This window comes from Candidatus Symbiopectobacterium sp. NZEC151, assembly GCF_025962655.1.
GTDB lineage: Bacteria > Pseudomonadota > Gammaproteobacteria > Enterobacterales > Enterobacteriaceae > Symbiopectobacterium.
Map to the genome: position 1 here is coordinate 264061 of NZ_JAGFPE010000001.1, position 14785 is coordinate 278845.

Here is a 14785-nt window from a genome sequence, read left to right on the forward strand (position 1 = left end):
TGCCCACAACGAGATAGGGAAATAACGATGTCAATCATTGAAGCACAAACACAGGCCAACGCCGCCAGTGCCTCTGGCTCATTGCTGGATGAAATCATGGCGCAGGCGCGCATTACGCCGGTCGATGAGGGCTATAGCGTCGCCAAACAGGGAATTGCGGCGCTGGTGGCCAATATTCTTGACAACGGCAATGCCGCAGAACCGGTAAACAAAGCGCTGGTTGATAGCATGATCGTCGAACTGGACAAGACATTGAGCAAGCAGGTCGATGTCATTCTGCATGCTAAACCGCTACAGGAACTGGAATCCTCCTGGCGCTCGCTGAAACTGCTGGTCGATCGCACTGACTTTCGTGAAAACATCAAGCTGCTGGTGCTCCATGCTACCAAAGAAGAGTTGCTGGATGATTTTGAGTTCGCACCGGAAATTACCCAATCTGGCTTTTACAAACACGTTTATTCCAGTGGTTACGGGCAATTTGGCGGCCAGCCTATCGGTGGGGTGATCGGCGACTATGCCATGACGCAAAGCTCACCCGATATCAAACTGATGCAATACGTCAGCGCCGTGGGTGCCATGGCGCACGCACCGTTTGTTTCTTCCGTCGCGCCGACCTTTTTCGGTGTCGATAGCTTCACCGATCTGCCGACCATCAAGGATCTTAAATCGGTGTTTGAAGGCCCAGCCTATACCAAGTGGCGTTCGCTGCGTGAGTCCGAGGATGCGCGCTACCTGGGATTGACGGCACCGCGCTTCCTGGCACGTTTGCCCTACGATCCGATTGAAAACCCCATCAAGGGCTTCAATTACAAAGAAGATATTAGTTCCGATCACGATCACTACCTGTGGGGCAATACCGCTTATCTGATGGGCTCGGCCATCACCGACAGCTTCGCCAAATACCGTTGGTGCCCGAATATTATCGGCCCGCAAAGCGGTGGTGCTATTACCGATCTGCCCGTGCATGTGTATGAAGCCATGGGGCAATTGCAGGCAAAAATCCCGACGGAAGTGCTGATCACTGACCGCCGCGAATATGAGATGGCCGAAGAAGGTTTCATCACGCTGACCATGCGCAAGGACAGCGACAACGCCGCGTTCTTCTCTGCCAACTCGGTGCAGAAGCCCAAGGTGTTCCCCAATACCAAAGAGGGTAAAGAGGCGGAAACCAACTATAAGTTGGGCACCCAACTGCCGTACATGTTCATCATCAACCGTCTGGCGCACTACATCAAGGTGTTACAGCGCGAGCAGATTGGCGCGTGGAAAGAGCGTCAGGATCTGGAGCGTGAGCTGAATACCTGGATCAAACAGTACATCGCGGATCAGGAAAACCCGCCGGCAGACGTGCGTAGCCGTCGTCCGCTGCGTGCGGCGCAGATCAAGGTGCTGGATGTGGAAGGGGAGCCAGGCTGGTATCAGGTCTCGCTGTCAGTGCGTCCCCATTTCAAATACATGGGCGCTAACTTCGAACTGTCGTTGGTTGGGCGTTTGGATAAGGAATAAGGCCGATGCCGTCACTTTCTGCCTGGGAACGGGGAAATACGGCAAGTCTGTTCGATCGTATTCGGGGGGAGACGCAGCGCGCCTCCCCTGAAACGGAGCTTGAGACACTGATTTTGTCCATCAAACGCCAGTTGGACAACGTGCTCAATACCCGTCCGGGCAATTGCCGCAGTGCACCTGAGTTGGGCGTGATTGATTTCAATGACGCGACGCAGGGGGGGGCAGATATCTACGGCAAAATTTGCGAAGCGATCCGGCAGTGCATTTGCCGCTTTGAACCGCGCATTGTGCATGTGGACATCCTCGACTCGGGTTCGTTATCGAATCCTTTGGAGATGTCATTTCAGGTGACCGCTCACGTCAAGCTGGACGACTTGGAGCAGGTCACTTCGTTCAACATTCACATGGATAACCACCGCCATTACCGAATGGTCTGACCCTGTCATTGAGGCGTTATGTCATTGGAACAGTTTTTCAGGGATGAGTTGACCTTCTTGCGCTTGCAAGGGCGTGAATTCGCCAAGGCCCATCCTGAGCTTACGCGCTTTTTGTCCGAGCAGACTACGGACCCGGATGTCGAGCGGTTGCTCGAAGGGTTTGCCTTTCTGACCGGAAGCCTGCGCGCCAAGCTGGAGGATGAGTTTCCCGAACTGACTCACGGTTTGCTGGGCATGCTGTGGCCGAACTATCTGCGCCCGGTGCCGAGCATGACCATCATGCAGTTTTCGGTGCTGCCTGGGGCGCTGGCACAACCTGCTTTCGTGGCCGGAGGGTGTGAGCTGGATAGCTTGCCGATGGACGACGTGGTGTGCCATTTTCGAACCTGTCATGACGCGTGGATTTACCCGGCGGACATTCGCCACATCAATGTACAAAGCGGCAACGATCTCTCCACCATCACCGTTGATATCGCGCTGCATGGCCCGCAGTCGCTGCAACAGTTGCAATTGGACAAGCTGCGCTTTTACCTCGGCGGCGATACCTATACCGCCTCTGAGCTCTATTTCTGGCTTGCCAGTCAACTGTCGCACATTGAGCTGGAGGTAGCAGGACAGCGTTTTCGCCAGGAGGCGAGCGCGCTGAAGATGGTCGGCTTTGAGCGCGAAGACGCGCTGCTGCCGTACCCCGGTAATGTCTACTCCGGTTATCGCATTTTGCAGGAGTATTTCTGCTTTCCAGAAAGCTTCCAGTTTTTTGAACTGTCCGGCGCCCATTGGCCCGATTTGCCGCTGACGCTTACCTCGTTCCAACTGCATTTCTGCTTCGATCGTCCATTGCCAGCCGAACTGAAGATCCGATCGGACGCGTTTCTGCTCAACTGTGTGCCCGCCATTAACCTGTTTCAGCATGACAGCGAGCCTATCAACCTAAGCGGCCGTCAGACGGAGTATCCGCTCAAAGCCAGTTTCCGCCATGCTGACAGCTTCGAAATTTTCTCGGTGGATAACGTGGAAGGGTGGGTGGAAGGTCGAGCCGGGCGCTCGCGCGGCGTGCCACGAATCTACCAACCCTTTGAAAGTTTCCAGCATCAAATCGAACGTGCCAAAGGGCGGCTGGCGCTCTACTACCGTATTCGGGTGAAAGAGGCGGTAGAGGGCAATGGGTTCGAGCACCTGCTGTCATTTGTGCGCGGGGATGAACGTGAAGCGATCAATCTTGATGAATCGGTCTCGGTCACATTGACCTGCACTAACCGCGCTCGCGCCGCGCAACTGCCAGTGGGCAGCATCTGTGTGCCTACCGGCACATCGCCCACCTTTGCCACCTTTCGCAACCTGATGCGACCTACCCGGCCGCTGCGTCCGGCGATGGACGGCAGCCTGCACTGGACGCTGATCTCTAATCTGTCACTCAACTATGTGTCGCTGTTGCGCCGTGATGCGCTGGTGCAGATTCTGCGCACCTACGATTTTCCTGCGCTACACGATAAGCAGGCAGAACAGGCATCGCGCAAGCGATTGGCTGGGATAGAAACCATCGAAACCACACCGATTGACCGGTTGGTGCAGGGGATGCCGGTGCGTGGTCTGAAATCGGTACTGTCGGTGCGGCAATCGGCCTTTGGTAACGAAGGTGAGCTGTATCTGTTCAGTACCGTGCTGGCGCACTTTTTCTCACTGTACGCCAGCGTTAACGCCTTCCACCTGCTGGAGGTGGTCAATCTCGATAACAAGGAGCGCTACCGATGGCCGGTGCAGATAGGTCAGCACTCGATGATGTGACGTTCTATCAGGACGCATCGCGCTTTAATTTTTACCAGTTGGTGGAACTGCTTAACCAATTGGAAGGGGTGGATCTGGAACGGGCATTGGATTTCCGCCCGGAACAAGAGCGATTGCGTTTTCGTTCCACCGCGTCTATCGGCTTTCATCCCGGCGATATCGTACAGGTGGAGCGCGATGGGAACGGACGTCAGGCGCTCGAGGTGGCGTTTCTGGGCCTGCATGGCAGTCAGTCGCCACTGCCAGGCTACTACCTGGACGATCTCGCCTGGGAGTACGCGCAGGGTGAACAGAAACTGGGGCTGTTCCTCGATTTCTTTCATCACCGCTTGCTCACGCTGCTGCACCGTGCCTGGCGTAAATACCGCTATCACGTGCGTTTTCAGAACGATGGCGAAGATGGCTTCTCACGGCTGATGTTTGCGCTGGTTGGGCTGGGGAACGATGCAGTGCGCGACAGCTTGCCGGTCAACCGCGCCAAGATGCTCTCTTATGCCGGAGTACTCGCCAGTCCCAGTCGCTCACCGGAAGTGGTGGCGGGGCTGGTGAGCCACTGTTTTGATCTGGAGGACGTCGAGGTGCTGGCCTGGCAAAAACGGCGGGTGGCTATCCACGACAGTCAGCAGAACCGGCTGGGCAAGGCCAATATCGCGCTGGGCGGTGATTTTGTCATTGGTGACAGCGTCAATGACTGCGCGGGCAAGTTCCTGTTGAAGATTGGCAGCCTGAGCTTTAGCCGATTCCTTAGCTTCTTGCCCAACGGCGAGCACTTCCAGCCGCTGGTGCGTTTTGTCTCTTTTATCCTGCGCGATCAGTTGGCCTGGGATTTACGCCTTGGCTTTGCCGAGGGTGAAGCCAAAGGGTTGAGGTTGGGCAGTGAGCAGAGCGGCATTTTGGGTTGGAGCAGCTTCCTTGGGCAGCCTCCGACGGAGCCTTACGTAACCATCTGTGTTCAAGAGTAAATCGTGTCTTCACGTATACATTGCGTTCAGGAGTCAATGTGACCGTTAGTCATCCACTCACTCTGGTTGTTCTCAACAGCGAACAGCTGGATATCAATTCTCAGGTGCAGCACCAGTTTGACCACAATGGAGGCACGCTGGGGGCGTCAGGAAAGGACCATTGGCAACTGCGCGACAGGCTGGGTGCCGTGCTGCCGGAGCATGCCCGCATCGAGATGAGCGACGGCCATTTCAGTTTGTGCGATCTGAGCGGACAGTCTTTTATCAATGGCTCGCTGTCGCCGATCGGCCGCGGGCGTAAAGTGCTGTTGTCACACGGCGATGAGTTGGTTATTGGCCCATTTCGTCTCGGTGTCTATCTGAGCGACCTGATGCAGGAAAAAAGTATTGACCAACTGCTGGGGCAGGGCACCGCGCGTGGGCTCGATGGCTGGCTCGGGGATGCGACCAAACGTCAGACACAGACGGACGCCCCGCGCGATGACGTCACTAACGATCCGCTGTGGGCATTGCAGCAAGAACGGCGCCAGAGCCTGCTGAGTGCCCACGGTGACGATGCGCAGGCGGCGTTACCGACTGCGATTACCACTTTTTCAGCTGCTGAGGACACCATGGACCAGAAATTTGTGGAATTACCCGACATCAATAATCCCCTTGCGACGCAGGATGCCGCGGGTTCACTGGATAGCCACCTGTTGGCACCGTTGATGCGCGGGTTGGGACAGACGTTGACAGTGGAGGATGCCAGGCAACAGCGAGAGATGCTGGAAGAGATGGGAAAAAGCCTGCGTGCCATGGTGGAAGGGCTGTTGGTCTTGCAGCGCGGGCAAGGTGCATTGGCGGATACCCATCTGCGCCCGATTGAAGATAACCCGCTGCGTCTGGGCCTGGACTATGCCGACACCCTGCCATTGCTGTTTGCCGATGGGAAAAGTCCGGTACACCTTTCTGCGCCAGCAGCAGTCGCTGAAGTGCTGAATAACGTCCGGGTGCACCAGGCGGCAAACCAGCAGGCCATTACCGTTGCGCTGGAAACCATCCTGCAAGCGTTCTCTCCAGCGGCCTTGCTCGACCGTTTTGCCCACTATCGCCGCAGCGGCGAGCAAGATGTGGTGGATGACGGTTGGGCTTGGGAAATGTACCAGCACTACTACCGTGAACTGACCTCTGTTCGTCAGCAAGGTTTCCAGAAGCTGTTTCAGCAGGTGTACGCCCAGGCGTATGACCACGCGGTGCGCCAGCAGCAGGTACAACAATGATGTGGCGTCTGCTCTGTTTTGTCAGCCTGTTGGCTTTGCTGCCAGGCTGCACCACCCTTGGCAAGATGGCGAAAGTCGCCGCCAATCCCGATATTCAGGTGGGCAGCAACGATCATCAACCCTCCACGGTGGGGTTTAGCCTGCTGGCAGAGCCGGACGTAAACCCTAACGAGAGCGGTGATGCCGCGCCCATCGAATTCGAACTGGTGTTACTGGCTGAGGATTCACGCCTGCTGGCCGCCGACTACGACCAGATCACCGAGGATATCGAAAAAGCGCTGACCAAGAACTATGTCAGTCATCAGGACTATACCCTGCTGCCGGGGCAGTTTAAGTACCTGCCGCCCGAAGCGTTGGATGCCAAGGTGCATTACATCGGCGTTATCGCGCGCTATGCCGATCCAGAGAGTGCGGAATGGCGCAAGGTGATCAAACTGAAAAACACCGGGCGCAGTTATCAGGTTCTGGTGCACCTGCGCCGGGATGAAGTCGACATCAAAAAAGACCAGGAAGAAGAATAACCATGTCGAGTCGAAATCGCATTATTTGGCGGGAAGGGCTGTTCATCAAACCTCAGCATTTTCAACAGCAGCAACGGCATACCGACTACACCCTGCACGCGCGTCTTAGCGCGCTCAGCGACTATTTTTATGGCCTGCAAACGCTGGCTATTAACGAAGAGTACCTCAACTTTGGCCGTATCGCGCTGGTCAACGCCAGCGGCGTGATGCCGGATGGCACCGTGTTCAACATTCCCGGTGACGATGTGCTGCCACCGCCGCTGGAAATCACTGATGTGGCGCTGGCGAATCAAAAAGTTTATCTCGCCTTGCCGCTGGCGGTAAGCGGTGTCAGCGAAGTCGGGCAACCGGGGCAGGGGGTTGCCAGCCGCTTGCAGGCGCAACGCCACGATGTGCGCGATCTGCACAGCGAGGGCGGCGATGTGGTGTCGCTCGAGGTGGGCAAGGTCAGCCTGCGTCTGATGCTGGAGCGCGACGATCGCAGCGCCTACGCCTCATTGGCTATTGCCACTATTCTCGATAAACGCCCCGATGGCGGGTTGGTGCTCGATCCGAACTTTATGCCGTGCAGTGTGAGCATCACGGCCATTCCTGCCCTGAAGCGTTTTTTGGGGGAATCTGCCGGGCTGGTCGCCGAGCGTGCGCGCAGTCTGGCACAGCGCATCGCCGCGCCAGGACAACAAGGCGTCGCCGATGTGGCGGAATTTATGATGCTGCAACTGCTTAACCGCGCGCAGCCCCGCTTGTCCCACCTGGCGCGCCTGGGCACGTTGCACCCCGAAAGGTTGCATGAAGCGCTGGTCGCACTGTGTGGCGAGCTGATGACCTTTACCGATGAATCCCGACTGCCGCCAGAGTTTCCTGCCTATCGCCACGAACACCCGCAGAGCAGCTTCGAGCCGATAATGCTGGCGCTGCGTCAGGCGCTGAGCACCGTGCTGTCGCCGCGAGCCGTCTCGGTCCAGCTCATTAAGCAACCCTATGGGATTATGGTGGCGATGGTGGGCGACGCCGAGCTGTTGTCCAGCGCCGAGTTTGTGCTGGCGGTGAAAGCTCGGATGCCGCAGGAGCACCTGCGCAAGCAACTGTTGCAACAGACCAAGATTGCCTCCAGCGAGAAGATCCGCGAACTGATCAGTCTGCAACTGCCGGGCGTGCCGCTGCTGCCGCTGCCGGTTGCACCACGCCAACTGCCGTATCACGCCGGTTACAGCTATTTCCAATTGGACAGACAAAGCCCTTCCTGGCAGGTGCTGGTGTCCGGCAACACCCTGGCGTTCCACATCGCGGGCGAATTCCCGGAGCTGGATATGCAGCTGTGGGCCATCCGCGGTCAGGGTTAACTGAGGGGAAATGATGAGCATCGACGTGATTAAAAACGATCAACTGGGCGACCTGCTGTATGACCATGCCCGGCAACTGGATAGCGACTCCGATTACTGGTTCAGCCTGCGCGGACAAAGTATCAACCCGATGATCGATGCGGTGACGCCGCTGTTGGGGATGGTAGAGCGGGTGCGTCAGCTCTCGGCTTACGAGGGCGTGGCCGATCTCTACCAACGGGTGGTGTCCGAGATTCAGGCCATTGAGCAGGAGTTGCAGGCGCATGGCTACGAAAACGGCGTGATCCTGTCGTTTCGTTACATTCTGTGCACCGTTATCGATGAGGCGGTGATGGCGCGGGAATGGGGGGCGCAGAGTATCTGGTCCGCACATTCGCTGCTGACGCGTTTTCACAATGAAACCTGGGGCGGTGAAAAAGTGTTTGTGCTGCTGGATCGCCTTCAGGAAGACCCGGCTCGCTACCGCGACATCCTCGAGTTTATCTATCTGTGCCTGTGTCTGGGGTTTGAAGGGCGCTACCGGGTAATGGTGCAAGGACGTGAGGAGCTGGACCGTGTGGTGCGCAAACTGCACGACACGTTGCATCCGGAACCTGCTGCGATCCCTACGGTGTTTCACCAACATCTCGGGCAGCAGGCATCGCGCTATCGTCTGCGCAAACAGGTGTCGCTCAGCGTCCTGTTTCTCGGCCTGTGTGTCGTGCTGGCTGCGGCGTTCGGGGCTTACCACTACCAGTTGATTCACCAAACCCAGGATGTGCTACGCCAACTGGGCGAATTATTACAGTAACAGGAGCTGCACCGTGATTCGAATCGAACTGCCTACGCTGGTTGAACGTCTCAACCCTGTGTGTCGCCATATGCTGGAACAAGCGGCGGCGCTCTGCATACAGCATCAGGGCGCGGAAATCCGCATTGAGCACCTGTTGATGAACATGCTGGATACGCCGCTGTGCGACGTACGCCAGATCTGCACGCGCGCCGACGTGGATGTGCAGGCCCTCGGGGCTCTGCTCGAACCAACCGTCGCAGACAGCGATTTCGTGGCGGCAGGCTATCCCTCTTTCTCACCGCTGCTGGTGGAGTGGCTGCAAGACAGCTGGTTGCTGGCATCGGCTGAGTTCCAGCACAGTCACCTGCGCAGCGGCGTGTTGTTATTGGTATTGCTGATGATGCCAAACCGGTATCTGTCGGCAGTCGCATCGCGCCCACTGGCACACATCAACCGTGAACTGCTGCGCCAGCAGTTTGATGAGTGGGTGAAAGAGTCATCGGAAACTCCGGTTGCTGTGAACGCGATGGCTGCAACGGAGCAAGCGGCAGCGGTGAGCGCTCAGCTGGGCCGCTATACCCAGAATGTGACTGAGGCTGCACGGCAAGGACAGCTCGATCCGGTGCTGTGCCGCGATCGCGAAATCGATGTAATGATCGATATCCTTTCACGTCGCCGTAAAAACAACCCGATGGTGGTTGGGGAAGCCGGGGTGGGTAAAAGTGCACTGATTGAGGGATTGGCCCTACGCATCGTTGCCGGACAGGTGCCGGAACGGTTGCGCGAGGTGGAACTGCTGACGCTGGATCTGGGTGCGATGCAGGCCGGTGCTTCGGTGAAGGGGGAATTTGAGAAGCGCTTCAAAGGTGTGATGCAGGAGGTCAAAGACTCGCCCCGGCCTATCATTCTGTTTATTGATGAGGCACACACTCTGATTGGTGCGGGTAATCAGGCTGGCGGACTGGATGTCTCCAACCTGCTGAAACCCGCGCTGGCTCGGGGGGAGTTGCGCACCATTGCCGCGACCACCTGGAGCGAATACAAGAAATACGTTGAGAAAGATGCTGCACTGTCACGCCGTTTCCAACGGGTCAACGTGGGAGAGCCGAGTGCGAACGAAAGCGCCGTTATTTTGCGTGGGCTGCGCGCCATTTATGAGAAAGCGCACGGCGTACTGATTGATGAGGACGCGCTGCATGCGGCGGCACACCTCTCCGCGCGCTATATCTCTGGTCGCCAACTGCCGGATAAAGCGATTGATGTGCTGGACACTGCCAGCGCGCGGGTTGCCATCAACCTCACCACGCCGCCTCGTGCTGTCAGCCAGTTGCAAACGCGCCTGCATCAGCAGGAGATGGAAATCGCACAACTGGAGCGCCAACGTCGCATTGGGCTGGGTGATACCGCTGAACGACTGGCGACATTGCGTACCGAGTGTGAAACCTGTGTCGCAGAGCTGGCGCAGCAGGAAGCCGATTGGCAACAGCAGAAGCTGCATGTGCAGCGCATTATCGCCTTGCGCAGCGCTCTGCTGGCCGATGAACGACCTGATGATGATCAACTACCCGATGATATCGAAGCGATGGCTGATGAACTGACGGCGTGCGAGCGTGAATTGGAGGCGCTCCAGCAGGCGTCTGTATTGGTATCCCCACACGTGGACAAAACCCAGATTGCCGCCGTGATCGCCGAGTGGACCGGCGTGCCGCTCAACCGCATTTCGCAAGGAGAAATAGAGGTGGTGACTCGCCTGCCTGAGTTCCTGGGTGAAACCATCAAAGGCCAAACGTTGGCTATCGCACACCTGCACAAACATCTGTTGACGGCGCGAGCGGATCTGCGTCGTCCCGGTCGTCCGTTGGGCGCTTTCCTGCTGGTCGGGCCGAGCGGCGTGGGGAAAACGGAAACGGTGTTGCAGATTGCCGATCTGCTGTTCGGCGGGCGTAATTACCTGACCACCATCAACATGTCGGAATATCAGGAGAAACACACGGTATCGCGCCTGATCGGTTCCCCGCCCGGATACGTAGGGTTTGGTGAAGGCGGTGTGTTGACCGAAGCCATCCGTCAGAAACCCTATTCAGTCGTGCTGCTGGACGAAGTGGAAAAGGCCCATCCTGACGTGCTTAACCTGTTTTATCAGGCGTTCGATAAAGGTGAATTGGCCGATGGTGAAGGGCGGGTCATCGATTGCCGCAACGTGGTGTTCTTCCTCACCTCTAACCTCGGTTTTCAAACCATTGTTAACTATGCCGCCCATGCGTCACAGGATGTGCAGACGGAACGCTCGAATGATCTGCTGGATGCGCTCTATCCCGAGCTGGCGGCATTCTTCAAGCCGGCGCTGTTGGCGCGCATGGAAGTCATTCCCTACCTGCCGTTGGATCACGCCACGATGGTCGCCATCGTCCACGGCAAGCTGGCGCGCCTGGTGGCACTGCTGCAACAGCGTTTTGGTGCCGAAACCGTGATCGACGAGGCGGTGCCGGAAGAGATTCTGCGTCTGGCAAACCGCAGCGAAAACGGTGCACGAATGCTGGAATCGGTGATCGATGGCGCGCTGTTGCCACCGGTTTCATTGCAACTGCTGCAACGCCTTTCCGCTGGCGAGCCGGTTCGTCGGGTGCATTTCCAGGTGAAAGAGGGCCAGTTCCAGTCTGAGGTGGAGGGCTGAATATGCAACGAGCCCTCGATCTGGCGCTGGGACTCACGCAACCCCGCGACGAAGCGGCGTTGTGCGACTGGCTGCTGGAGACCATTCAGCGCGTCTGGCAACCGCAGGGGGTGCTGCTGGGCATGGTGGATGTCAGCGGCCGTCAACTGACGTGCCACGGGCACGTTCATGATGCGCCAGTATCGTTGCAACTGGCGGTGGATGATTTTAGCCACCCACTGGCCTACGTATTGCACAAAAATCAGGTGCGCACCTGGGATTCTTTGTACGGCGGCGCACGCATCGAGCATCACGATTTTCGTCAGATGTTGTGCCGTGTTGGCACGGCCTGCGGGCTGCATGCGTTACCGCTGTTGGCAGAAAATGGCAAACCGCTGGCGGTGTTGGCGCTGCTGGATTCGTCTGACCGCCTGTTTGCACTGCATCACAGCGGCGAGGGAGTGCGCCTTGGGCAAGTATTCTGCCGCCAGTTGATGTTGCTGCGTCAGTTAGCCATTACCCAGCGTGAACAGACGGCGCTGCGTGATTCGCTGCGCCAAATCAAAGATCAAGATGTGCATCGCCGCGATCGGGAGAAACAGGTTGAAGCGACGCTGATCGGCCAGTCTTCCGCCACCAAGGCACTGCATACCCAGATCTATCAGGCGGCGCATCATCGTCTCGCGGTGTTGATACTGGGCGAAACCGGTGTCGGCAAGGACGTGGTGGCACGCTTGTTACACCAGTGCTCGGACCGTGCGGATAAGCCATACGTCGCGATCAACTGTGCGGCTATTCCGGAGAATTTGGTGGAAAGTGAGCTGTTTGGCTACGAAAAAGGCGCGTTTTCTGGCGCGCAGAGCAACAAGGTTGGACTGGTGGCACAGGCTAACGGTGGCACGCTGTTTCTCGATGAAGTCGGCGATATGCCACCGTTGATGCAGGCCAAGCTGCTGCGCGTGCTGGAAACACACCGTTTCCGCCCGCTCGGCGCGGGCAAGGAGAGCCATTCCGATTTCCGCCTGATTGCTGCCACGCACCAACCGCTGGAGCAGCGCGTGGCAGAAGGCACCTTCCGTCAGGATCTCTACCACCGCCTATGCCAATGCCTGATGCAGATCGCGCCGCTGCGCGAACGCCCGGATGATATCAGCCTGCTGAGCGAACACTTTATCGTACAGATTAGCCGACAGCAGCAGAAACGCGTCGGGCCGTTGCACCGCGCTCTGTTGCGCCAACTGGTGGGATATGACTTCCCCGGCAACGTGCGTGAACTGAGAAACCTGCTGGAGATTGCCTGCGCGCATACGCCGGAGGGGGAAACGGTGACGTTAGCTGCCTTGCCACAAGAAATACGCGAACGCATGGCGGGAAGCGCGGAGGAAACCAAAGCGCATTTTCAGGAGATCCACGATCTGCGCGTCGCCACGCAGCAATATGAGGCCGCGGTGATCAAAGCACGCATGAGCCAGTTCCATGGTAACCGTCTGCTGGTGGCGGAGAGTCTCAATATTCCCAAACGTACACTCGATCACAAATGCCAGAAGCTGGAGGTGAACTGATGCTGCTGACTGCATTACCGCTGCTGTTAGCGACGACGGGCGCTCCGGATTCGGCTTGGCTGACATTGTGGGAACAGTGCCGCAGTGAAACCACCTCTGAGGTACGGCTGGCCTGCTATGACGCACTCAGTCGTGAAGGGGGGCGTGCGGGAGCAATGTCGTCTGCGGAGAAAAACGATGGCTTCCACTTACAGCGTGAGGCAAACGGTGGCGACATGACCTTAACGCGCTCGCTGGCTGACGGCAATCAACTGGTAGTGAGCTGTACCAGCAACATCACGCACCTGCGGCTGACGCTGGTGACGCCCTGGGTGGGAGAGGCGGTTAACGTGCAGTTGGACGGTATCCGCAGCGCAGACAGCTGGTTTGTGCGCAACCACGGTCAACTGCTGGAGTATGGGCGTGGCTTGCCGGCGATCGATGCACTTAAACGCTGGATGGGACATCAGCAATTAGTGTTAAGCGATGCCAGCGGCAAACCGCTCCGCATCGACCTTACCGGTCTTACTGAGGCGCTGACGCCGTTGCGTCAGCAGTGTCACTGGTGATGGCGGTGTTGAGGCATACCCATCCCTGGGCCGGGCGCTTGTTGACTCCATTGCCGGACGACCTGTTGCGCGCTGCCGTGGCGGCGGACGATCCCTTGTGGGAACAGGTGGAAAACGAGCTGGTCAAGCTGGGATCGCTGGCGCACAGCCAGGTGGATCTCAATGCGGTGGCGGGTCAATGCCTGACGCTGCTGGAGACGCGCACCAAAGATATGCGGGTGCTGGCGCAACTGTTGCGCTGTTTACAGCATCCCGCCAGAGCGACGCCGTTCACCACCGCGTTAACGCTGTTGGATGCCTGGCTGGCGCACTACTGGCAAGTCGCCTGGCCAGCCAGCCCGGTGCAGAAACAGAAAGTGATGATCTCTATCTTGCGCCGTTTTGAGAGCGTGCTACCGCGCGCCGTGGAAAACGCGTCTGCCAGCGAATTGGAACAGCTGGAGCGCCAGGCGCTGGCGCTATCAGAACGTTGGTGTCAGCTTGCAAACGACAAAACGGCACTGATGGATGAACTGGTCAGCAGCATCAGTCGTGTGCGGCAACGCCAGCAGGCTCAGGCCGATCGTGAGTCAACGCCTGCCGCAGCGCCGAGCCATGATGCGGCATCTTTGCACGTCACTGCACCAGCACCGGCCAGTGCCGTAGAGATCAATGCTTCCGATGAGCGCGGCTGGCGTCAGACACAACTCAATGTGGCGGCGCTGTTGGTTGAACGTCAACCGGATGCGCCGGTGGGTTACCGACTGCGGCGCAATGCCCTGTGGTCCGGCATTACCACGCCGCCGATGAGTACCCTGGGCAATAAAACCCCATTGGCACCGGTATCGCCGGACCGCGTGGATGAATACCAGGGCGCGCTGGCGCAGGCCGATCAAAGCCTGTGGCAGCGCATTGAACAGAGTCTGGTGCTGGCACCCTACTGGTTTGACGGTCATATGCTCTCGGCTACGGTTGCGACACACCTCGGGCACGCTGCGGTCGCCCACGCTATCGCGGATGAGCTATCCGTATTTCTCCAACGGGTGCCCGAACTTAGCGATTTGGCGTTTAGTGACGGTTCGCCCTTTTTAACCAGGAAGTGTCACCAATGGCTGCAATCCAGCCAGCCAGCACACGGTGGCGGCAGGCGTCAGGAGGGGTTGGCAACGGAAGTCGCCAACTGTCGCGTCGAAAAGGGCATCAATGCGGCGCTGGCGCTGATGGATGAACGGATGCATCGCCTGAAAGCGCCGCGCGATCGCTTTTATGCCGAGCTGGTGCTGGCGGATTTACTGATGGAAGAGGGCATGAAAGCGCTGGCCGCACAGCACTATCAGCATCTGTGGCAGACCTGTCAGCGTTTAGCGCTGATGCAGTGGGAGCCAGAAATGGTGGGCCGTGTGGAGCAATTGGCTGCGATCCGTCAACGATAAGAGATTCAGGAGTGAGTGGTTACCT

12 protein-coding genes are annotated in these 14785 nt (G+C 57.9%); all 12 read left to right on the forward strand.

What is annotated here, in order from left to right:
- Positions 1 to 27: 27 nt before the first annotated feature.
- Genes tssC through tssA form a run of 12 tightly spaced genes read left to right on the forward strand, consistent with a single transcriptional unit; the run spans position 28 to position 14760 of the window.
- Positions 28 to 1506 carry a type VI secretion system contractile sheath large subunit gene (gene tssC / locus J5067_RS01160; RefSeq protein ID WP_264642044.1) on the forward strand — a complete coding sequence of 493 codons (1479 nt, stop codon included), beginning with the start codon at positions 28 to 30 and terminating at the stop codon, positions 1504 to 1506.
- A 5-nt stretch (positions 1507 to 1511) separates the two neighbouring features.
- Positions 1512 to 1943, forward strand: a complete 432-nt coding sequence (gene tssE / locus J5067_RS01165; protein WP_264650237.1) for a type VI secretion system baseplate subunit TssE — start codon at positions 1512 to 1514, stop codon at positions 1941 to 1943.
- Between the two features lie 18 nt (positions 1944 to 1961).
- Positions 1962 to 3728, forward strand: coding sequence for a type VI secretion system baseplate subunit TssF (gene tssF, locus J5067_RS01170; protein ID WP_264642046.1), 1767 nt, complete (start codon positions 1962 to 1964; stop codon positions 3726 to 3728).
- Complete coding sequence (tssG, locus tag J5067_RS01175; protein WP_264628229.1) at positions 3692 to 4690, forward strand: type VI secretion system baseplate subunit TssG; 999 nt, start codon at positions 3692 to 3694, stop codon at positions 4688 to 4690. The genes tssF and tssG overlap by 37 nt, the downstream gene beginning before the upstream one ends.
- A gap of 38 nt (positions 4691 to 4728) precedes the next feature.
- The gene (tagH, locus tag J5067_RS01180) at positions 4729 to 5949 is read left to right on the forward strand and encodes a type VI secretion system-associated FHA domain protein TagH (protein ID WP_264650238.1); all 1221 of its coding nucleotides are present in this window, start codon (positions 4729 to 4731) and stop codon (positions 5947 to 5949) included.
- Positions 5949 to 6470 (forward strand): type VI secretion system lipoprotein TssJ, encoded by a 522-nt coding sequence (gene tssJ / locus J5067_RS01185; protein WP_264628183.1) that lies wholly within the window; start codon positions 5949 to 5951, stop codon positions 6468 to 6470. Before tagH ends, tssJ begins: the two co-directional genes overlap by 1 nt.
- Positions 6471 to 6472: 2 nt before the next feature.
- The gene (tssK, locus tag J5067_RS01190) at positions 6473 to 7813 is read left to right on the forward strand and encodes a type VI secretion system baseplate subunit TssK (RefSeq protein WP_264642049.1); all 1341 of its coding nucleotides are present in this window, start codon (positions 6473 to 6475) and stop codon (positions 7811 to 7813) included.
- 13 nt (positions 7814 to 7826) lie between these two features.
- On the forward strand, positions 7827 to 8603 hold the full coding sequence (gene icmH / locus J5067_RS01195) for a type IVB secretion system protein IcmH/DotU (RefSeq protein ID WP_319801668.1): 777 nt from the start codon (positions 7827 to 7829) through the stop codon (positions 8601 to 8603).
- Positions 8604 to 8616: 13 nt separating this feature from the next.
- Complete coding sequence (gene tssH, locus J5067_RS01200) at positions 8617 to 11259, forward strand: type VI secretion system ATPase TssH (RefSeq protein WP_264650239.1); 2643 nt, start codon at positions 8617 to 8619, stop codon at positions 11257 to 11259.
- 2 nt (positions 11260 to 11261) lie between these two features.
- On the forward strand, positions 11262 to 12800 hold the full coding sequence (locus J5067_RS01205) for a sigma-54-dependent Fis family transcriptional regulator (protein WP_264650240.1): 1539 nt from the start codon (positions 11262 to 11264) through the stop codon (positions 12798 to 12800).
- The gene (gene vasI / locus J5067_RS01210; protein ID WP_264650241.1) at positions 12776 to 13348 is read left to right on the forward strand and encodes a type VI secretion system-associated protein VasI; all 573 of its coding nucleotides are present in this window, start codon (positions 12776 to 12778) and stop codon (positions 13346 to 13348) included. The genes J5067_RS01205 and vasI overlap by 25 nt, the downstream gene beginning before the upstream one ends.
- Positions 13348 to 14760 carry a type VI secretion system protein TssA gene (tssA, locus tag J5067_RS01215; protein ID WP_264650821.1) on the forward strand — a complete coding sequence of 471 codons (1413 nt, stop codon included), beginning with the start codon at positions 13348 to 13350 and terminating at the stop codon, positions 14758 to 14760. The genes vasI and tssA overlap by 1 nt, the downstream gene beginning before the upstream one ends.
- The last annotated feature ends 25 nt before the right edge of the window (positions 14761 to 14785 follow it).